This is a genomic window from Oceanobacillus bengalensis (genome assembly GCF_003628445.1).
In the GTDB taxonomy this organism is placed as follows: Bacteria; Bacillota; Bacilli; order Bacillales; family Amphibacillaceae; genus Oceanobacillus; species Oceanobacillus bengalensis.
On the sequence record NZ_RBZO01000007.1, the window covers coordinates 120,094 to 139,696 of the forward strand.

Consider the following 19,603-nt stretch of genomic DNA (forward strand, 5'->3'; position numbering starts at 1 on the left):
GGTGTCACTCATTACATCACGGCCCCTTTCTTCACATTTTCTAATGCAGCTTTTTTATCAAAACGTGTATTCATTTTTACCTCTAATTTCTTAATAAGAATGGCAGATGGATAGCTTAATAGTAAGAAAATAATACCTACAATGGTTAATGGCTCTAAATAAGCCCAGTTCCTTGCCCCGTAAGTGTTTGCCATGTGGAGGATTCCAGCTACACCAATCGTTGATGCGAGAGGAACTTCCTTGAACATGATAATAAAATAGTTCCCTAGCATTGGTATCGTCGGTGGCAATGCCTGTGGTAAAATAATTTTTTTCCATTTATCAAAAACTGAAAAGTTTAACGCTCTTGATGCTTCCCACTGTCCTTTATCTACACTCTCGATACCAGAACGGTAAATTTCTCCTATATACGTACTAAAGTGCAAGCCGAGTCCAAGAATTGCACTTGTAAATGGGCTTAATGTGACACCAATTCCAGGAATCATCGGCCATGCATAGAAGATAAAGAATAATTGAACAAGTGGGGGAGTTGAACGGATAAATTCCATGGTCCAAGTTACAATCCAATGAATAAGTTTGTTAGGGATTCTACGTAAGAAGGTCCAAACAAAACCAAATAAAAGCGCAAATGCATAACAGGAAAATGTTAATCCAACAGTGATTCCTAGCCCTTGTAAGACCATAGGTAAGGCTTCTGAAAATGTTTCCCAGCTCCAATAATTCATCCGCTAGCCACTCCTTTCTTAGAAATACTTTCTCCTTTTCTTGTCAACCAAATTAATGGAAGGGCAAGAATGAAATACATGACAAGTACTAATAGATAGATCAGAGGAGCTTGATCAAGATTTGTACTTCGCATAATATCTCCGTAGTATAGAACATCTGTTAAGCCGATTAATGATACCAAAGATGTCCCTTTTAACATTTGAATCGTATAATTACCAAACTCAGGAAGCATCATTCGAACAGCCTGTGGGAAAATAACGAGACGCATTCTTTGAAAGCTTGACATATTTAATGCAGTTGCTGCTTCTGTTTGGCCTTTTGCTACAGAAAGAATGGAACCACGGACAACCTCTGATAAATATGCTCCGTAGTTCAAGCCAATTGCGATAACACCAATCCACCAATTAGATCCGAGATTTATACCAAATAACATTGGAATCGCATAATATAACCAGAAAAGTTGAACAATCAAAGATGTTCCTCTAAAAATTTCAACATAGAAGCCTGTCAACTTTCGAATGATAACATTTTGCGAAAGTCTTGTTAGCCCAGCAATAAAGGCCATGAGATAAGCAATAACAGCAGAACCAAGAAGGACTGTGACCGTTATTTCCAGACCCCTTAAGAGTTGCGGAAAAATATCTATAATTGCATTAATGGTTGATCACTCCTTTGTATAGAAACACATAGGGTCTAGGCCCCTGCGCGGGGGAGCTAGACCCTATGGAGTCATGTTTTAATTAATTCTTCATAAAAAATTGTATTTACAATCTTAATGAATTATACTTCCCCGTTGCAGACAGCCTCTGTTGTAATTTCTGCCGGTACTGCATTACCTTCACCGCTAAAGCCGTTTGCTTCTAGGAGCTCAGCAACTGTACCATCATCTTTTAATTCTTGAAGTTTTTCATTGTATGCATCACGTAGCTCTTCATTTTCTAAGCTAAATGCTGCAGCACCATAACTCGGAACACCTTCAATATCTGGTTGTTCAAATGATTCAACAAACTCTAAGGCATCATTATCAGCAGATTCTAATGCCATTTTTACTGTCATTTCTGTTCCTGTTGTTGCATCAGCACGTCCGGATTGTACTGCTGAGAATGTTGCTGGAATATCTGCAGCTGTTGTAATTTGGTCTTCACTAACACCTTCTTGTTTCAAGAATTCAATTTCTGTGGCACCTTCCATAACTACGACTGTTACATCAGGATTATCAGCAATATCCTTATAACTTTCTAGACCTAATGGGTTACCAGCTTCAACAATTAAGCCTTCCCCATATTGCATTTCTGGTTCACCAAATAGTGCATTTTCACAACGATCAGGGTTGATGGCCATACCAGCAGTAATAACATCAAATTGTCCTGCTTGTACGCCTGGGATTAATTGACTGAAGTCAGCAAGTTGTGATTCAACTTCATCAACACCTAGTTCTGCAAATACTGCAGTAGCAATATCAACTGCAGCACCTTTTAATTCCCCGTCATCTTCATAAGCATATGGTGCTTCATTAGCAAAACCAATCTTAACAACACCAGCTTCTTGTAGTTCAGCTAATTTATCCCCCGATGCATCTCCCGTTTCTCCATCGCCAGAGCTCGCTGAATCATCGGATCCACACGCAGCTAACGCAATTATGCCAAATACTGTTGCTAATGTTAGTAATAGTTTTTTCAATTCTTAATGACCTCCCTTAGATTTAAGAACTTTTACCTATGTCTTTAAATAAAGCTCCCAGTGTTAGGCATATGTATATGCTTAGATGTAATAAAGTAGACTGGTAGATTTAAAGAAAAAGTAAAATGTGTACCTACTATTATAATGATAGATGTGTTCATTAATTCATTCAAATACGATAAATTCTGATAATTCAGGAATAATTAGGATATGAACTGCTGAGCCTCAGCTGAGATCAAGAAAACAAAAATATGCTTGATGATGATGCTAAATCCTTTGAAATGCTCCAAATTTGCTTAGGGATAGGGGTTTGAAATTAATTTAGGATTAGTATACGCTTAAGTTACTTTATCACTGCCTGAAAAGGAGGTATAATTATCAGTACTTTAGGTGTCATTTTTATTTCTATTATTATATTTGTGCTCGTTTTTATTCTTTGTGTTGTACAGATAAAAAAGGGGTATGCGTATAAACATACAATAGATACACTTCCAATGGAGGAAGAAAAGACTAGGAGAAAAGAGTGAGTTGAAATGAAATATTCTACTATTGGGACAAGTTGGATTACTGAATCCTTTATAAACGCTGTAAAGCATACGAGGGAGGCAGAGCTTTCCTCTATTTACTCTAGATCAGTAGAAAATGCTGAAAGATTTGCTAAGAGAAATGGTGCGGAAAACGCATTTACGAGTATAGAGGACATGCTTAATGAAGAAACAGATTTTATCTATATTGCATCACCTAATACAATGCACTATGAACATATAAAGCTAGCAATTAAGCATAAAAAACATGTGTTTTGTGAAAAGCCGATGGTACTGAATGAGCGTGAGTGGGAAGAAATATACGAACTTGCAGAAAAAGAGAATGTTTTTGTCTTCGAGGGATTCCGTCATCTATATTCTCCAAACTATAAAATATTTAAAGAGGCATTAGAGGAAATTGGATCGGTTCGAAGTGGGGTTTTACAATATATTAAATATTCTTCACGCTATGATGTACTCAAAGATGGAAAAGAGACGAATGTGTTCTCAAAGGAATTCGCTGGTGGAGCACTAATGGATTTAGGGGTCTATCCACTGAGTATGGCAATTGATCTCTTTGGTGAACCGAAAGACATGAATTATTTTCCAGTACTGTTATCCAATGGTATAGACGGAAGCGGTACAATCGTCTTAACGTATGATACTTTTATTATAACAATACTTTGCTCTAAAATTGCACAAGGATTGATTTCGTCTGAAATTCATGGAGAAGATGGAACAGTGACAGTTGATAGTATTGCACCGATAAATAGCATATCGGTTTATAATCGTAAAGCTCAGGTGAGCAAAGAGCTAGCAAAAGAGCAACTAGCTTTGGATATGGTTTATGAAGTAAAAGAATTTATTCGCATAATCAAAGATAATGATAATAAATGCTATCAAGAGGCCATGGAAAGAAGTAGAATCGTTGCCAGATGTTTGCACACATTAAGAATGAAACAAGGTACACTATTGTTTCCAGGTGAATCTATAGGCGAAAGCCTTTAAGGCAGATAATAGAGGACCTATCATTATCATTAAATAGGTCCTCTTACATATTAATACAAACGTTTGTTTAAATCTAAGTAAGATAGTTATTTTATGCTGTTCGAATATTCGCTTGCTTTGGTATAATCTATAGGAAGTCTTGAAATTCTAAGTAAACAGAAAATTTATCTGGATTTATGAATGGAGGACAATATGTTAGATTTTATTATTTGGATTGTAATAATTGCGTTATTTCTTTTAAGTTTCATCGGTATTCTATATCCGATTATTCCGTCTGTTATCGTATTATGGGGCGGTTTCTTACTGTATCAATTTGTCATCAACCCAGACGAACTTAATGCTCTTTTTTGGATTGTAATGGTTCTGTTTACAGCCTTTCTCTTTATTGCTGATATTCTTGCAAATAGTTATTTTGTAAAGAAATACGGTGGAAGTAAGTGGGGAGAGCGGGGAGCGGCGGTAGCGGTTATTGTTGGTTCCTTTATTATTCCGCCTTTTGGTGTGGTTGTTGTTCCATTTCTCGTTGTCTTTGTTATTGAATTACTTCAAAAACGCGCACCAGGGGAAGCGATTCGAGCATCTATTGGATCTCTTTTTGGCTTTTTAGGTGGGTCTGTGGCAAAAGTACTTATTCAATTTATTATGATTGTTTGGTTCTTTATCGTAGTATGGTTTTAGAGAAAGTATAACGTTCTTTAAACTAAGCCTGGTATCCAAAAGGAATAGTTATGTATGTAACAAAAGATATAGACTTCGGATCTATTTAATTCAGAATAGTGTAGCTCTCGCTCATACTTATGAATGTTGTGTGTAGTCATTCGCTGCGGCAGAATGCTTCGCGGACCTTAGGGCACGGCCTCAGCTCTCCTCGGAAGAAGAACACTTCCTGTGGGGTCTTCAGACACGTGCTGTTCCCGCAGGAGTCTACGCATTCTGCCTACGCTATATTGAGTGCTCTAGATGTTATTAAAGCTATCGAACATAAAATTACGTTCTGGGAAGCTTTTCCTCGCAAAAGCATCGTTTTTTTAGTGGAAATCAAGTAGAGCAGGAGCTTAGTGGAGGAAAGACACGAAGACTCCTACGGGAGGATAGGCCTAGGTGAGACTGCGTAGTGCGTTAGCACGGAGGAGGCTCACCAGCCGCCCGTGGAAAGCGAAGTGTCTTTCCGGAACGGAGTGCTTAAAACAATTCTGAATTAAATATATCTACACTTTATATCAGCTACGAAGTTTTTTGCTTGAAAGTTTTCTAAGCTAAACATACAGAAAGAGGTTGTTTACAATGAAATATCCACCACGTGTCATGTCCATTGCCGGATCTGCAGCAGGTGGGAGTGCCGGAATCCAAGCAGATCTAAAAACATTTCAGGAACTGGATGTCTATGGAATGAGTGTAGTTACTGCGATGGTTGGTCGTCATCCTAAAACGGATAAAAATGTGCATCTCGTTGACATGGAGGCAATGGAGGCGCAATTTGCTACAGCTATGAGTCAAGTAGGTGTGGAAAGTATAAAAACAGGAATGTTATTTACAAAAGAAGCAATTGAAAAAGTAGTAGAGTTGATCAAGCTTTCAAAAATAGAAACAATCGTTGTAGATCCAGTGATGATTGGGAAAATGAATTCAAAACTTCTAAAGGATGATGCGATAGAAGTGTTAAAAGATAAGTTAATTCCTTTAGCAATGGTAATTACTCCTAATGTTCCAGAAGCATCTGTTTTGTTGAATGATAGAGTCATATCTACTTTGGAAGATATGAAGCAAGCAGCAGTAGACTTGTATCAACTTGGTGCTCGGAACATTTTAGTTAAAGGTGGAAGATTGAAAGGCCCAGCAATTGATGTGTTATTCGATGGGGAAACACTAACTACTTTTGAGGCACCACGGATAGATACAGTAAATACTAGTGGTGCTGGCTGTACTTATTCCGCTGCAATTACCGCAAATTTAGCTAAAGGTTTGCAGGTGAAAGAAGCGGTAGAACATGCAAAAAGTTATGTAACAACTGCAATTGCACATAGTTTTTCTTATACAGAAACTGTTGGGCCGACTTATCATGCTGCGGAGCGAAAGTACGGAGAAACATATAAAATTATAGTGGAGGGAGACCTGAAATGACGAAGCGTGCATTAATTAATGTCGATTATACGTATGATTTTGTTGCGCCGGATGGTGCACTAACATGTGGTGAGCCAGGACAAGCGATTGAGGAACGTATCGTAGCAATAACGAAAGAATTTGTGGAAAACAATGACTATGTTGTTTTCGCGATTGATGCCCATCAAGAAGGGGACAATCTTCATCCGGAATCAATGTTATTTCCACCTCACAATATCATTGGAACTTCTGGACGTGATTTATACGGGAAACTAGCTGATGTGTACGAGGGAAATAAAGCCAAAGAAAATGTATATTATTTTGATAAGACTAGATATAGCGCTTTTGCTGGTACAGATTTAGAAATAAAATTACGAGAGAGAGGTATTGAAGAAATCCATATTATTGGTGTGTGTACAGATATCTGTGTGCTTCATACGGCAGTAGATGCGTATAACAAGGGATTTAAAATTGTAGTACATCAAGATGCGGTAGCTAGCTTTAATCAAGCTGGTCACAAATGGGCATTAGGTCATTTTACAGATACGTTGGGCGCAGAGGTTATATAAATCTTTCTATAAGGAAAAAATAGAAAGATTATATTAAAAGGAGTCCTGGGATGAAAGACTTATTTAAAAGTTATATGTTTGGACCATATAAAGTAAGGAAAGCTACTGAGAAGGATATAGAAGATATTATCGAATTATTGCAAGATGTAGCAAGGTGGTTAGAGAGTAAAGGCATTATGCAATGGGAATATTTACTCACTGGTGAAGAAAACGAAGAAATAAAAAAAGATATTGTAGCGGGGAGAACATATCTTGTAGAATATGCTGGTGAAATTGCTGCTACATTTAACTTTTCTTCCCTACAAAACGACTGGGATATTGAACTGTGGGGGAAAAGGAATGATCTTGCATATTACATTCATCGTTTAGCAGTGAAGAGAGAATTCCAGAGACAACAGCTTGGTAAAAAAATATTAAATTGGATAGACGCAAATATTCAACTTAAAGGTGGATATGTTAGGCTAGATTGTATAGCAAATAATCCAGTGTTGAATAAGTTTTATCAAGAGGCTGGTTTTACGTTTGTCAGGCATGTAGGTGAAGGGGAAGATAAATTCTCAACGTATGAAAAGAGCTATTCTTGACTTTCTAAAAACATCCATATATATTAATGATATTGAATACATGAAACGTCTAAAGAGGATTAGTATAATTTTCACGTCTTTCTAAGAGAGGAAATGGTTGCTGCGAATTTCCGAGAGACAAAATTAGAACCTGCCTCCTAAGTTCGCCATCAGAAAAGCTATGTTGCTGTAAGATGTGCGCGGTGCAATACCGTTATCTAGAAGAGAGTGCAGGTATATTAAATTACTTGCAAACAAGGGTGGTAACGCCAAACCTCGGTCCCTTTTTCGGATGGAGGTTTTTTTGTGTATAATAATTAAAATGAGGTGTATAGAATGGGTAAGAAAAATAAACAATTTGTTGAAAAGATTACGGCGATGGAAGACGATTTCGCACAGTGGTATACAGACGTTGTTAAGCAAGCAGAGCTAGTAGAATATGGCCAAGTTCGCGGAACAATGATCATAAAACCATATGGTTATGCAATTTGGGAGAATATTAAATATGAATTAGATAAAAAGATTAAAGAAACTGGTCATTCAAATGTTGCATTTCCTTTATTCATTCCTGAAAGTCTACTGCAAAAGGAAAAAGACCATGTAGAAGGCTTTGCACCAGAAGTAGCTTGGGTTACGCATGGTGGGGAAGAAGAATTAGTTGAACGCATTGCTGTTCGTCCAACCTCTGAAGTGCTTTTCTGTGATTATTATTCAAAAAATATTCACTCCTATCGTGATCTACCAAAGCTTTATAATCAATGGGGAAATGTAGTTCGTTGGGAAAAAACTACACGTCCGTTCTTACGCTCATCTGAATTTCATTGGCAAGAAGGTCATACAGCACATGCAACGGATGTGGATGCAGCGGAGGAAACAGATAGAATGCTTGGTGTCTATGCAGATCTTGTAGAAGATTATTTGGCAATCCCTGTGCTTAGAGGGCGTAAAACAGATAAGGAAAAATTTGCTGGTGCGAAATATACATTAACCATTGAAAGCTTAATGCATGATGGTAAAGCACTACAATCTGGAACATCCCATCATTTCGGGTCAGGGTTTGCGGAAGCATTTGATATTACGTATTTAGACGAAAATGGTGAAAGTCAGTTCGTTCACCAAACATCATGGGGTCTTTCTACACGGATTATGGGTGCATTAATCATGGTTCATGGTGATAATCGTGGATTAGTTGTACCTCCACGGATTGCACCAACGCAAGCGATGATCGTTCCAATTGCACAACATAAGGAAGGCGTTTTGGACAAGGCGTATGCATTACGTGATCAATTAAAGGAACTTGTACGCGTTGATATTGATGCAAGTGATAAAATGCCTGGTTGGAAATTTAATGAATACGAAATGAAAGGTATCCCAGTGCGTATTGAAATGGGACCGAAAGATATTGAGAAAGAACAAGTTGTATTGGTTCGTCGTGATACAGGTGAGAAGGAATTTGTTGCATTAAGTGACCTTGAAACACGTCTACCAGTGCTATTAGAAGAAGTACAACAAAACTTATATGATAAAGCACTGACACATCGTAATGAAAAGACTACTGTTGCTACTAACATGGATGAATTCAAACAAACGCTTGATGAAAAAGGTGGATTCATTAAAGCAATGTGGTGTGGCGACTTAACTTGTGAAGAGAAGATTAAAGAAGAAACAACTGCAACATCTCGCTGTATTCCATTTGAGCAAGAGGAAGTCTCAGAAACGTGTGTCTGCTGTGGGAAAGAAGCGAAAGAATTCGTTATATGGGCAAAAGCATATTAATAGTAGGGAAAACTGATGCAGGTAATGCGTAACGGGTTTACTTCAGGGGCGCAATCAAGCAATTAACATTCAAAAACACATGCTATTTCACATTAGAACTAGTGTGTGTTTTTTTGTTGGTATATTATTGTTTAAATTGTTCTCAAACGTAAAATCAAGCACAAATTCATAAGACTGACATAATCAATCTATTTAATTGAGAATTATTATCACTTATTGTATATTAGATAATAATGATACATATAACCTGAGTAAGGAGGATATATAATGCAAATATACTGGACGAAAATAAATAAGATTATTGAAGAAACGCCTGAGGTTAAAACGTACCTGCTTGACTGTCCGGAAGACTATACATGGGAAGAAGGTTCCCACATCCACCTTGCACTGGAAGGCTTTAATGCTGGAGAAAAGCCAAATCGTAGCCTGATTCGCCATATGTCAATCTCTACTTTACCGAAATCAAACTCAATCGGTATCACAACACGGATCAGAGAGCAGTGCTCTGAGTTTAAAACGATTTTAAGAAATCTTGAAGTTGGCAATGAAGTTGCAGTATTTAAAACGCATTCGAATGTACCGCTTAAAAGAGAAGACAAAAATATTTACCTACTGTCTTCAGGTGTAGGTCTGGCAACTTTCAGACCGCTTGTACTTGATTATTTCGAACGTGCTGCAGGCGTCAATCAAATGCATTCCCTGAACATCGATTCATCAAAGGATTTCTTATTCACTAATATTTTTGAATCCACACCTGACAAGAAGTTTACATCACAGTTCGTTGATAACCGTAAAGACTACTATGAAGAAGTGAAAAGTCTTACTGCAGACAAGGATGGACTCTTCTATGTTGTCGGCAGCGACGAATTTCTCGTGCAGAACATTGAAGTACTTTGTAAGCAGGGCATCAAGCCAGAACAAATTATGCTCGACAAGCATGAACGACAAAGACTTGAGTTTTTATCATTTGATTTATCAATTTAACTTGAAGTTTTGGAACATATAAACCTTTATTTCTTTGTTTTTATCAAAAGTAGCTTTCAAATATGTGTATTATTAAATTAAATCGTTTTTATAAATGCTAGACTATAACTTATCCAGACTGGTCTTATGAAAAAGTGGAGAATATCCAACTGAAGAGATCATCATTGAACCACTCCATAAAATGGATAGAATAAAATAGCCTCTGTTACTAGGTACCAGAAGCCTGTATTAGAGCCTGCGCACGTGGGGAAATAATGATTGAAAGAAAAAACAGCCTTTTGCACATAGGCTGTTTTTTTTCTTATGGATAGGCGTATTTTGAATTGCTTTACAAGTGCTCCATGTCAAGTCCTTAAACATTTATCTACGGCTATATATAACTATATTTTCATAAATGATTTTCTTAAAATAACCTAATTGAAAAATATAATTTGAAAAAAGTATTGCGGATATTGTTACATCATGTTATAAATATACATACAAACTAATAAATATACAAATATATTAATAAATATACATTAAATCGGAGGCCGTCATGAAGGAAAGATTAAGTGGAGAACTTGGAGAGATAAAAGAAAAACTATGGTCAATTAATAAGCAAATGTACGATAACCCTGAACTAGGTGATCAGGAATATGATTCAATGAAGCGAATAACTAATTTATTGAAAGAGCATAAATTTACGATTGAAACTGGAGTGGTAAATAGACCTACAGCTTTCAAGGCTGAATACATAAGCAACAAACCCGGTCCGACAATTGCTTATTTAGCAGAATATGATGCGTTACCGGGTGTGGGACATGGTTGTGGTCATAACCTAATTGGAACAATGAGTGTCGGGGCTGGCATTGTCCTTAGCAAACTAGTAAATACAATTGGTGGTCGTGTTGTTGTGTTAGGTACACCTGCAGAAGAAACAAATGGCGCAAAGGTTTCGATGAGTGCTGAAGGGATTTTTAATGATATCGATGTTGCAATGATTCTACATCCGAGCGACCAATCATATGAAAGTGGGGATTCACTTGCGATGGATGCCATTCAGTTTGCATATACTGGTAAGTCTAGTCATGCTGCATCGTCCCCGGAAAGAGGAATTAACGCATTAGATAGTGTTATCCAGCTTTTTAACGGAATAAATGCACTAAGGCAGCATGTAACTTCTGATGTAAGAATTCATGGTGTTATTCCAGAAGGTGGACAAGCAGCAAATGTTGTTCCAGATTATGCGGTGGCACAATTCTATATTCGTGCAAGTAATCGTGACTATTTAAATGAACTCATCTGCAAAGTAAAACATATTGCAGAAGGAGCAGCACTAATGACAGGTGCGACACTTGAAATCTCAAATTATGAGTTGAGTTATGACAATATGATAACGAACGATACTTTGTCTAAAATCTTCACAAAAAACTTAGCCGAAACGAGTGAACTAGCTATTCATGCTACGAAGAATGGCAGTGGTTCTATTGATATGGGGAATGTAAGCCAAGTTGTTCCTGCGATTCACCCTTATATAGGGTTGAATAAACCAGGCTTGGTTCATCACACCAAAGAATTTGCTGATCAAACAATTACAAAAGACGGTTATCAAACCCTTGTTAGCGGAGTATTAGCACTAGCGCAAACGGGGTATGACGTAATAAATGACGCAGCACTACTAAAAGCAATCCAAGAAGAATTTAAGTATTCAAAACTAGAGCAAAAGGGAGAATTATAAACGATGAAACGATCATTTGGAAAATTAATTTTTATGGCATTATTAATCGGATTATTAACAGCATGTGGAACATCGGATTCAGAGAATGAAGATAGTGCTGCTAGTGAAACAAATAGTACGGTAACAGAGGATGTAGAATCTGCAGATGAAAAAGTATTGAAAATGGCTACTTCAGCTGATTTTCCTCCATTCGAATCGTATGATATAAACGGTGAATTTGAAGGATTTGACATTGAATTAGCACAATTAATTGCTGATGAATTAGGATATGAGTTAGAGATTGAAGATATGGGCTTCGATGGTTTAATTGGTGCTTTACAATCTGAAACAGTTGATATAGTGATGTCAGGTATGAGTGCAACCGAAAAAAGAAGACAGAATGTTGACTTTTCAATTGAATATCATCGTTCAGGAGAAATGTTTGTATCACAAGCAGATGCAGGTATTGAGGTACTAGAAGATCTAGAAGGAAAAGTAGTGGGTGTACAACTTGGTACGATTCAAGAAGAAGGTGCCGATAAATTAAGTGATGAATATGGTTTTGAAGTGAAAAAACTTGATGATGCGAATACCCTTATCCAAGAGTTAAACACCAACCGTATTGATGTAGCTTACATGGATAAAACCGTAGCGGTGGGTTATATCAATGAATTAGGATTAGTAGGTTTTGATGATCCTACAACTGTCTCACCAGGAATGGCGATTGCTTTTCCGAAAGATAGTGAAATGATAGAAGAAGTAAATACAGTATTAGAAGAATTAATTGATAGTGGTAAAGTAGAAGAATTAGAAGATAAATGGTTATCAGAAGAATAAGAGACATCATGAGGGGCAGGTGTTAGGGCATGGATTTGGATTTTAACCAGATTGTGCCTTATATTCCATTTGTATTAGAAGGAATATGGGCTACATTACAATTTGTAATTGTTTCTATTGTTGTAGGATTATTACTAGGTACAGTTTTGGCATTATGTAAAATAACAAAGATTTCTATATTAAGAGTGTTTGCCAACGTGTATACTTCCATTTTTAGAGGAACCCCATTAATTTTACAATTGATGCTTATCCATTATGCTGTTCCGCAAATTACTGGATATGATATTCCAGCCTTCTTATCTGCTATTCTAGCATTTGGATTAAATTCAGCAGCATATGTATCTGAGATTATTCGTGCAGGTATAATGGCAGTCGATAAAGGACAAATTGAAGCGGCAGAAGCGCTTGGTGTACCATATAAACCGATGATGCTACATATCATCATGCCGCAAGCGGTGAAAAATATTTTACCAGCATTAATGAACGAATTCATTACACTAACAAAGGAATCAGCGATTGTATCAACGATTGGTTACCTAGATCTAATGCGTCGTGCACAAATCGTTCAGGCTGATATTTACCGTGCCTTTGAACCGCTATTATTTGCAGGGGCAATTTATTGGGTAATGGTGTTTATCTTGACGAAGATTGGTGGACTAGTAGAGCGGAGGTTAAGACAAAGTGATTAGTGCAACAGAGATAACAAAAGTTTTTGGCAAAAATACAGTGTTAAAGAACATTTCTACAACGATAAATAAAGGAGAAGTAGTGGCGATTATAGGCCCGTCTGGCTCTGGTAAATCTACTTTTCTACGATGTTTAAACCTTCTTGAGGAGCCAACTTCGGGCGAGATTGCAATTAAAGATGTAAAAATGACAAATAAAAACAAACTAGAAATTCGAAAAAACATCGGAATGGTTTTTCAACAGTTTAACTTGTTTCCGCACATGACAGTTCTGGAAAATGTCACATATGCACCTCGAAAGGTTAAGAACATACCTAATGATCGTGCGCATGAAATAGCGAAAGAGTTACTCGCAAAAGTTGGTTTGACCGACAAAGAGGATGCCTATCCCAACCGTCTATCTGGTGGGCAAAAACAACGTGTGGCAATAGCGAGAGCTCTGGCCATGGAACCTGAAATTATGTTATTTGATGAGCCGACATCAGCACTTGATCCAGAAATGGTAAAGGAAGTTCTTGATGTCATGAAGGATTTAGCCAATACTGGGATGACGATGGTTATTGTAACCCATGAAATGAACTTTGCAAAGGAAGTTGCAGATAGAGTGATGTTCTTAGATGATGGTGTTCTTATGGAAGAAGGAGAGCCAGAAGAGTTCTTTAATAATCCTAGCACAGATCGGGCTCAAGACTTTTTATCAAAGGTATTATAAATTTATGAAAACCATCCAATATAAGAATTGGATGGTTTTGTTTATCCCTACAACAATTTCTTGATTTCCTTTTCTAAACTGTCTGGTTTGGTTTGTGGTGCGAAACGATTAACTAATTTACCGTTTTTATCCACTAGGAATTTAGTGAAATTCCATTTGATGTTTTCAGTTAAGAGCCCTTTTGCCTCATGCGTAAGATGTTTAAATAATGGATGCGCGTTTTCACCGTTTACATCAATTTTACTAAACATTTGAAATGTTACCCCATAATTTTTTTGGCAAAAATTCGATATTGCATCATCAGAATCAGGGTCCTGGTTACCAAACTGATTACATGGAAAGCCGAGAATTTCTAAGCCTTTGTCTTTATATTTCTCATATACTCTTTGTAGTCCTTCAAATTGTGGTGTTAAACCACATTCACTTGCGGTATTAACGATTAGCAATACATTTCCTTTATAATCGGATAAAGACTTTTCTTCATCGTTTATCGTTTTTGCTGTAAATTCATATACACTCACATTGATCACCCTCCCTTATTAGGAAGAATAGCAATTGGTTATTAAACTGTCAAAATATTGGTATACAAAAAAAGCGACCAATAAATGATCGCCCCCATAACATTATGCTTCTTGATGTTCAAATGATTCTCCTAAAGCTTCAAGTCTTGCTTCTACTTCTTCTCTTGATAAATCATGCTCTTGTATATAAAGGTTACGTGGGTGTACGCGACATTCATGTGAACAGCCACGCATATGTTTATGTTCGTTCTCCTCAGAACATAGAATTTGTTTATTACATTCTGGATTGGCACAGTTTACATATCGTTCACAAGGTTCGCTATCAAAATAGTCTACACCAACGATAACGTGTTCCTTTCGATTAACTGGTACAGCAATACGTTCATCAAATACGTATAATTGTCCATCCCATAACTCACCTTGGACTTCAGGGTCTTTCCCGTACATAACAATTCCGCCATGCAATTGTGCTACATCCTCGAAGCCCTCTTTAACTAACCAGCCAGAGAATTTTTCACAACGAATTCCACCTGTACAATATGTGAGAACTTTTTTACCTTCTAAAATGTGTTTATTCTCTTGTATCCACGTAGGCAATTCGCGGAATGATTCAATATCAGGGCGAACGGCATTACGGAAATGGCCAAGATCGTACTCATAGTCATTACGGGCATCAACAACGATTGTATCTTCCCGTTGCATTGCTTCATAAAATTCTTTTGGCTCCAAGTATTTTCCTGTTGTTTCAAGGGGGTTAACATCTTCTTCTAAACGAAGTGTTACCAATTCTTTTCTAGGTCGTACATGCATTTTCTTAAAGGCATGTCCATCATGTTCATCGACTTTAAATACCATATTGGCAAATCGAGGGTCATTATGCATTGCTTCCATGTATTTATTTGTTTGTTCAGTCGTCCCTGAAACAGTCCCGTTTATTCCTTCTTCCGCTACCAATATACGGCCCTTTAATTCAAGGTCTTTACAAAATTGAAGATGCTCTTTTGCGAATGCTTCTGGATCTTCAATATGCACATAGTTGTAATACAGTAAAACCTGATAATCTTTGTTTTCCATTTTGTTACCACCTATTCATTTATATTTGCAAGATACAAATGTATATGGTTGAATTGATTCATTTTTAGTCTTGCAAGAACTTATTTTACCACGTTTATATGCTTTCTTCCACCCCATAAAAAATTACCAAAAATGTAAGGTGTCAGCATTTTGAGTCCAACATATTCTTTTAAACAAGCAACACTCCTTTAGAAAAAGCCATTTTGAACGGTTATTATTATTCATGGATTGCCACTAATGTAAACGTTAATAACAGGTGTTTCCATAGTATAATTGAGACATAAGAAAAATGTAATTTCTATGAATAAAGATATGATTTCCTTATTGGTAGCATTTGCGGTATTAATTATTATATTATTAATACCGAATCCAGAATCAATTGTTGTTAGTTATTCTGTAAGCGCTGTTTTTACTGTCAGTTTATTAACCAGGCAGACTTGTAATAGGTACAATCGTTGTAAGTTATATTCTTGCACTATTTGTTAATAGTGTTATAGCCCGTGCAGGAATCCCTGTTCCAATTTTACTAGGATTATTGCAGCATTTGGTCTTGCAAAGGAAAGTAAGTTGGCTGCATACGCATGATTACAGCTATCCAATCTATCTCAATCTGGAATTTGGGTATTGGAACAGCGGCAGCACAGAACATGGCTTTAGGTTTTATAGGATCAGAATTTGGTTATGATGGTACTTGGGGCAAGTAGTTTTTATATCTAGCTCCATCTGCACTCTCCAATTGTAATCGCTTTAGTAGTTGGGATGGCAGATAAAGGATTTAATGGGATAGGACTCGTATGAATTATGCAATTTGTTATTAGCTTTACCCTGTAAATGCCCTACATAGTATGCATGCATACGGTACAGATATCTTCACAGCTAAGGAATTTCTTAAAGCGAGTATTCCAATTATGGTTATTGGTTTCCTAATTAATCATCCTTTTTAGTGCAACTTACTGACAATGGATTGGCTTATTATAAGAAGAAGTACATGTAATATAACAAAGGGGATTTGGGGATTGTAGTAATAGAGAATGCTGAATATAACACATTATAATATTCTTTAAAATACGAAAATATTAGGAGTGTAAGCTTATGGACAACCAGAGTGGAATAAACCCATATAACAGTCTTAGTGGGTCCAATATGGGCTATGTACTAGAACAATATGATATCTATTTGACGAATCCAAATGAAGTAGATGAAAGCTTTAAAGAATTATTTAACACTTGGGGTGCTCCACAACCTTCCGATTATAATATAGGGCAGCGGTCGGCAGAGGTTTTAAACCCAAATGTCGTGATCAATAAAATGAGAAAACTAGCCAAGGCTATGGATTTGGCGGAGAACATACGTAAAAATGGTCATTTAGAAGCAGACATAAATCCATTAAAGAAACCGAAAGTTAAAAAGTTACTAGAATTATCAACCTATCATTTAACAGAGGAAGACTTGAAGGAGATTCCTGCAGAATTTATTTGTAAAGACCATCAAGAACAATTTAAAGACGGTCTTGCTGCAATCGAATATCTGAAACAGATTTATACAGGGACAGTTGGGTTTGAAGTAGAACATGTTGACCCAATCGAAAAAACATGGCTAAAATCAAAAATCGAATCTGGATATACAATTCCGAATTATTCTGTTGCTGAGAAGGAAGCAATACTAAAACAATTATGTGATGCTGAGGGATTTGAACAATTTATAGGGAAAACATATGTTGGGCAAAAGCGCTTCTCTATTGAGGGATTAGAAACGATGATACCACTTATTAATGAAATCGTTGCACAATCAGCTGAATATGGAGTAAATGATGTGGCAATTTCTATGGCCCATCGAGGAAGATTAAATGTACTCACACATATTTTAGAAAAACCATATGAAGCAATGCTATCACAATTCCAGCATTCCAAATGGGTTAATGAGGATCCTTCTCTTGAGCTAACAGAGGGTATTACTGGAGATGTGAAATACCATTTAGGTGCTGTGAAACAGAAAAAAGTTGGAGATAAGATGGTCAGAGTCTCCCTTGCAAATAACCCGAGTCATTTAGAGTTTGCTGGTACAGTTGTAGAAGGCTATGCAAGAGCGCTACAAGATGATAGGAAAGAAGCGGGCTATCCAAAACAAGACGTCAATAAGGCTGTCCCTATTTTAGTACATGGTGATGCTGCAATAGCTGGCCAAGGAATTGTACAGGAAATTTTTAATTATGCGCAGGCAGAAGCTTATGGTACTGGTGGTACGATTCATCTTATAGCGAATAACCATATTGGATTCACAACGGAAAGTAAAGATGATCGGTCTACTGAATATGCTAGTGATATCGGCAAAGGATACAATATTCCCATTTTGCATGTTAATGCAGATGACCCAGAAGCATGCTTAGCAGTAGCTAGGTTGGCATTTGAATACAGGCAAACATTTAGGAAAGATGTATTAATTGACTTAAGCGGGTATCGTCGTCTCGGTCATAATGAAATGGACGAACCGAGAATGACTAGTCCAGTAACGTATGCCGCAGTTGACGGGCACCCAACGATTACCGCTGTATATAAAGGGAAACTTATCGAGGGAAAATCGTTATCTGAAAATCGAATAAATGAAATTTTTTCAGAAACACAGGAGAAACTGCAAAAGGCATATAAAAATATAGATCAAGAAGCCGAAGAATTACGTACGACTTTAGAAAGACATGAAGCTTATGGAAGTGAACTTCCTAAAGTAGATACAGCAGTCGATAAAGCCACATTAACACAAATTAATGAAGAATTATTACAATGGCCAGAAGGATTTAATGTATTTAGGAAGCTTGAGAAGATTCTAAATCGCAGACGTGATGCAATTGAAAAACAGAAGAAAATTGATTGGGGACATGCAGAGGCTTTAGCTTTTGCAACAATTCTTAAAGATGGTACGCCAATCCGTCTAACAGGTGAAGACTCTGAACGAGGGACTTTCTCACATCGTAATGTTGTTTTATCCGATGAAAAAACGGGTGAGAAATATAGTCCAATGCATACGATTAGCACATCAAATGCTTCCTTTGATATACGAAATAGTACGCTTTCAGAAAATGCGATATTAGGATTTGAATATGGTTATGATGTTGCTTCTCCTGAAACACTGGTTTTATGGGAAGGGCAGTTCGGAGACTTTGCAAATGGTGCGCAAGTAATTATTGATCAATTTATTGCGTCTGGGAGAGAAAAGTGGGGCCAAAAATCTGGAATGGTATTACTCTTACCTCATGGATATGAGGGACAGGGGCCAGAGCATTCTAATGCAAGACCTGAACGTTACTTGCAATTAGCTGCTGAAAACAACTGGACTGTTGCTAATTTCTCTACAGCAGGTAATTACTTCCATGCATTAAGAAGACAAGCAGCCATTCTAAAAACAGACGAGGTTAGACCACTCATAATCATGTCGCCGAAGAGTTTGTTACGACATGCTTCTGCTGGGGTGTACTTAGAAGAATTAACGAATGGTCAATTTGAACCAATCATTGAGCAACCTGGACTAGGAACAAAACCAGATAAAGTAGAGCGTGTTGTGCTTTCAACAGGTCGCTTGGCGGTTGAGCTATCAGATCATGTAGAGAAGAGCCCAGAAAGTTATGACTGGTTGGATATTATTCGTGTTGAGGAACTCTATCCATTCCCAGAAGAAAATATTGAGCATGTATTAAATAAATATAAAAATCTAAAAGAAATTGTTTGGACACAGGAGGAGCCACAAAATATGGGTGCATGGACATTTATCGCTCCTCGCTTACAAAAAATTGCACCGAAAGATATTATAGTAACCTATAATGGACGTCCTGATATGGCAAGCCCATCTGAAGGGGATCCACGTGTTCATAAACAAGAACAAGAAAGAATTATTTCGAACGTACTAACACAAACCAAGACAGTAACAGGTAAAACACCTGTTAAAAAGTAAAGTAGCCCAAGGGCTGAGATAAATTTGTTTTTACTAAAGGATAATCTGAACATGGTTAGAGTATGTAATCCGCTCTGGAAATATACTTCGCTTTTGACCTGACCCCCATAAGTTAGAGTGAAAATAATTTATGGGGGTTAGGTTTATGGCAAAGTACAGTGAAGCGTTTAAGCTAAAGGTCGCAGAAGAATATCTTGATGGGAAA

General features: G+C 37.1%; 18 protein-coding genes, 1 pseudogene and 1 other annotated feature. Of the genes and pseudogenes, 14 read left to right on the plus strand and 5 right to left on the minus strand.

All coding sequences use genetic code 11. The features are described from left to right. Positions 1–11: 11 nt before the first annotated feature. The 3 genes from ehuD to ehuB form a co-directional block, all read right to left on the minus strand. On the minus strand, positions 12–725 hold the full coding sequence (ehuD, locus tag D8M05_RS06485; RefSeq protein ID WP_121129833.1) for an ectoine/hydroxyectoine ABC transporter permease subunit EhuD: 714 nt from the start codon (positions 723–725) through the stop codon (positions 12–14). Continuing rightward, positions 722–1,384, minus strand: coding sequence for an amino acid ABC transporter permease (locus tag D8M05_RS06490; protein ID WP_121129835.1), 663 nt, complete (start codon positions 1,382–1,384; stop codon positions 722–724). The genes ehuD and D8M05_RS06490 overlap by 4 nt, the downstream gene beginning before the upstream one ends. A 122-nt stretch (positions 1,385–1,506) precedes the next feature. After that, positions 1,507–2,406 (minus strand): ectoine/hydroxyectoine ABC transporter substrate-binding protein EhuB, encoded by a 900-nt coding sequence (gene ehuB / locus D8M05_RS06495; protein WP_121129837.1) that lies wholly within the window; start codon positions 2,404–2,406, stop codon positions 1,507–1,509. Between the two features lie 401 nt (positions 2,407–2,807). Here ehuB and ytzI point away from each other — a divergent pair, with 401 nt between their 5' ends. The 12 genes from ytzI (at position 2,808) to D8M05_RS06555 (ending at position 13,861) form a co-directional block, all read left to right on the plus strand. Continuing rightward, positions 2,808–2,933 (plus strand): YtzI protein, encoded by a 126-nt coding sequence (gene ytzI / locus D8M05_RS06500; protein WP_281271897.1) that lies wholly within the window; start codon positions 2,808–2,810, stop codon positions 2,931–2,933. A 6-nt stretch (positions 2,934–2,939) separates the two neighbouring features. After that, complete coding sequence (locus D8M05_RS06505; protein ID WP_121129841.1) at positions 2,940–3,938, plus strand: Gfo/Idh/MocA family protein; 999 nt, start codon at positions 2,940–2,942, stop codon at positions 3,936–3,938. Between the two features lie 192 nt (positions 3,939–4,130). Further along, a complete protein-coding gene (locus tag D8M05_RS06510) occupies positions 4,131–4,616 on the plus strand; it encodes a DUF456 domain-containing protein (RefSeq protein WP_121129843.1) in 486 nt (161 codons plus the stop codon). Between the two features lie 606 nt (positions 4,617–5,222). Continuing rightward, positions 5,223–6,059: a bifunctional hydroxymethylpyrimidine kinase/phosphomethylpyrimidine kinase gene (gene thiD / locus D8M05_RS06515; protein WP_121129845.1), complete on the plus strand. Its 837-nt coding sequence runs from the start codon at positions 5,223–5,225 to the stop codon at positions 6,057–6,059. Beyond that, on the plus strand, positions 6,056–6,607 hold the full coding sequence (locus D8M05_RS06520) for a cysteine hydrolase family protein (RefSeq protein WP_121129847.1): 552 nt from the start codon (positions 6,056–6,058) through the stop codon (positions 6,605–6,607). The genes thiD and D8M05_RS06520 overlap by 4 nt, the downstream gene beginning before the upstream one ends. Before the next feature lie 50 nt (positions 6,608–6,657). Beyond that, entirely contained in the window at positions 6,658–7,191 is a 534-nt protein-coding gene (locus D8M05_RS06525; protein WP_121129849.1) for a GNAT family N-acetyltransferase, read from the plus strand. A gap of 40 nt (positions 7,192–7,231) precedes the next feature. After that, positions 7,232–7,458: a binding site (T-box leader), on the plus strand. Between the two features lie 48 nt (positions 7,459–7,506). Then, complete coding sequence (gene proS / locus D8M05_RS06530) at positions 7,507–8,946, plus strand: proline--tRNA ligase (protein ID WP_121129851.1); 1,440 nt, start codon at positions 7,507–7,509, stop codon at positions 8,944–8,946. A gap of 267 nt (positions 8,947–9,213) precedes the next feature. Continuing rightward, positions 9,214–9,930 carry a ferredoxin reductase domain-containing protein gene (locus D8M05_RS06535; RefSeq protein WP_121129853.1) on the plus strand — a complete coding sequence of 239 codons (717 nt, stop codon included), beginning with the start codon at positions 9,214–9,216 and terminating at the stop codon, positions 9,928–9,930. A 535-nt stretch (positions 9,931–10,465) separates the two neighbouring features. After that, positions 10,466–11,647 (plus strand): M20 family metallopeptidase, encoded by a 1,182-nt coding sequence (locus D8M05_RS06540; RefSeq protein ID WP_121129855.1) that lies wholly within the window; start codon positions 10,466–10,468, stop codon positions 11,645–11,647. A 3-nt stretch (positions 11,648–11,650) separates the two neighbouring features. After that, positions 11,651–12,463 (plus strand): ABC transporter substrate-binding protein, encoded by an 813-nt coding sequence (locus D8M05_RS06545; RefSeq protein WP_121129857.1) that lies wholly within the window; start codon positions 11,651–11,653, stop codon positions 12,461–12,463. Between the two features lie 29 nt (positions 12,464–12,492). Continuing rightward, the gene (locus tag D8M05_RS06550; protein WP_121129859.1) at positions 12,493–13,152 is read left to right on the plus strand and encodes an amino acid ABC transporter permease; all 660 of its coding nucleotides are present in this window, start codon (positions 12,493–12,495) and stop codon (positions 13,150–13,152) included. Further along, the gene (locus tag D8M05_RS06555) at positions 13,145–13,861 is read left to right on the plus strand and encodes an amino acid ABC transporter ATP-binding protein (RefSeq protein WP_121129861.1); all 717 of its coding nucleotides are present in this window, start codon (positions 13,145–13,147) and stop codon (positions 13,859–13,861) included. Before D8M05_RS06550 ends, D8M05_RS06555 begins: the two co-directional genes overlap by 8 nt. A 47-nt stretch (positions 13,862–13,908) precedes the next feature. Here D8M05_RS06555 and D8M05_RS06560 read toward each other — a convergent pair whose 3' ends face one another. Next, on the minus strand, positions 13,909–14,382 hold the full coding sequence (locus tag D8M05_RS06560) for a glutathione peroxidase (RefSeq protein ID WP_121129863.1): 474 nt from the start codon (positions 14,380–14,382) through the stop codon (positions 13,909–13,911). A gap of 102 nt (positions 14,383–14,484) precedes the next feature. Further along, positions 14,485–15,456 (minus strand): oxygen-dependent tRNA uridine(34) hydroxylase TrhO, encoded by a 972-nt coding sequence (gene trhO / locus D8M05_RS06565; RefSeq protein WP_121129865.1) that lies wholly within the window; start codon positions 15,454–15,456, stop codon positions 14,485–14,487. A 436-nt stretch (positions 15,457–15,892) separates the two neighbouring features. On the opposite strand from trhO, the pseudogene D8M05_RS20890 reads away from it, so the two are divergent. Beyond that, positions 15,893–16,157 (plus strand): annotated as a pseudogene (locus D8M05_RS20890) (anion permease); the annotation flags it as partial. Positions 16,158–16,548: 391 nt separating this feature from the next. Continuing rightward, the gene (locus tag D8M05_RS06570) at positions 16,549–19,398 is read left to right on the plus strand and encodes a 2-oxoglutarate dehydrogenase E1 component (protein WP_121129867.1); all 2,850 of its coding nucleotides are present in this window, start codon (positions 16,549–16,551) and stop codon (positions 19,396–19,398) included. The last annotated feature ends 205 nt before the right edge of the window (positions 19,399–19,603 follow it).

Excerpts from the sequence above, each read along its gene's own strand:
- D8M05_RS06545 (WP_121129857.1), top strand. The coding sequence starts at position 11,651 with ATGAAACGATCATTTGGAAAATTAATTTTTATGGCATTATTAATCGGA.
- trhO (WP_121129865.1), bottom strand. The coding sequence starts at position 15,456 with ATGGAAAACAAAGATTATCAGGTTTTACTGTATTACAACTATGTGCAT.
- D8M05_RS06535 (WP_121129853.1), top strand. The coding sequence starts at position 9,214 with ATGCAAATATACTGGACGAAAATAAATAAGATTATTGAAGAAACGCCT.
- D8M05_RS06540 (WP_121129855.1), top strand. The coding sequence starts at position 10,466 with ATGAAGGAAAGATTAAGTGGAGAACTTGGAGAGATAAAAGAAAAACTA.
- proS (WP_121129851.1), top strand. The coding sequence starts at position 7,507 with ATGGGTAAGAAAAATAAACAATTTGTTGAAAAGATTACGGCGATGGAA.
- D8M05_RS06525 (WP_121129849.1), top strand. The coding sequence starts at position 6,658 with ATGAAAGACTTATTTAAAAGTTATATGTTTGGACCATATAAAGTAAGG.
- D8M05_RS06520 (WP_121129847.1), top strand. The coding sequence starts at position 6,056 with ATGACGAAGCGTGCATTAATTAATGTCGATTATACGTATGATTTTGTT.
- D8M05_RS06570 (WP_121129867.1), top strand. The coding sequence starts at position 16,549 with ATGGACAACCAGAGTGGAATAAACCCATATAACAGTCTTAGTGGGTCC.
- D8M05_RS06505 (WP_121129841.1), top strand. The coding sequence starts at position 2,940 with ATGAAATATTCTACTATTGGGACAAGTTGGATTACTGAATCCTTTATA.
- ehuD (WP_121129833.1), bottom strand. The coding sequence starts at position 725 with ATGAATTATTGGAGCTGGGAAACATTTTCAGAAGCCTTACCTATGGTC.
- thiD (WP_121129845.1), top strand. The coding sequence starts at position 5,223 with ATGAAATATCCACCACGTGTCATGTCCATTGCCGGATCTGCAGCAGGT.
- D8M05_RS06550 (WP_121129859.1), top strand. The coding sequence starts at position 12,493 with ATGGATTTGGATTTTAACCAGATTGTGCCTTATATTCCATTTGTATTA.
- D8M05_RS06510 (WP_121129843.1), top strand. The coding sequence starts at position 4,131 with ATGTTAGATTTTATTATTTGGATTGTAATAATTGCGTTATTTCTTTTA.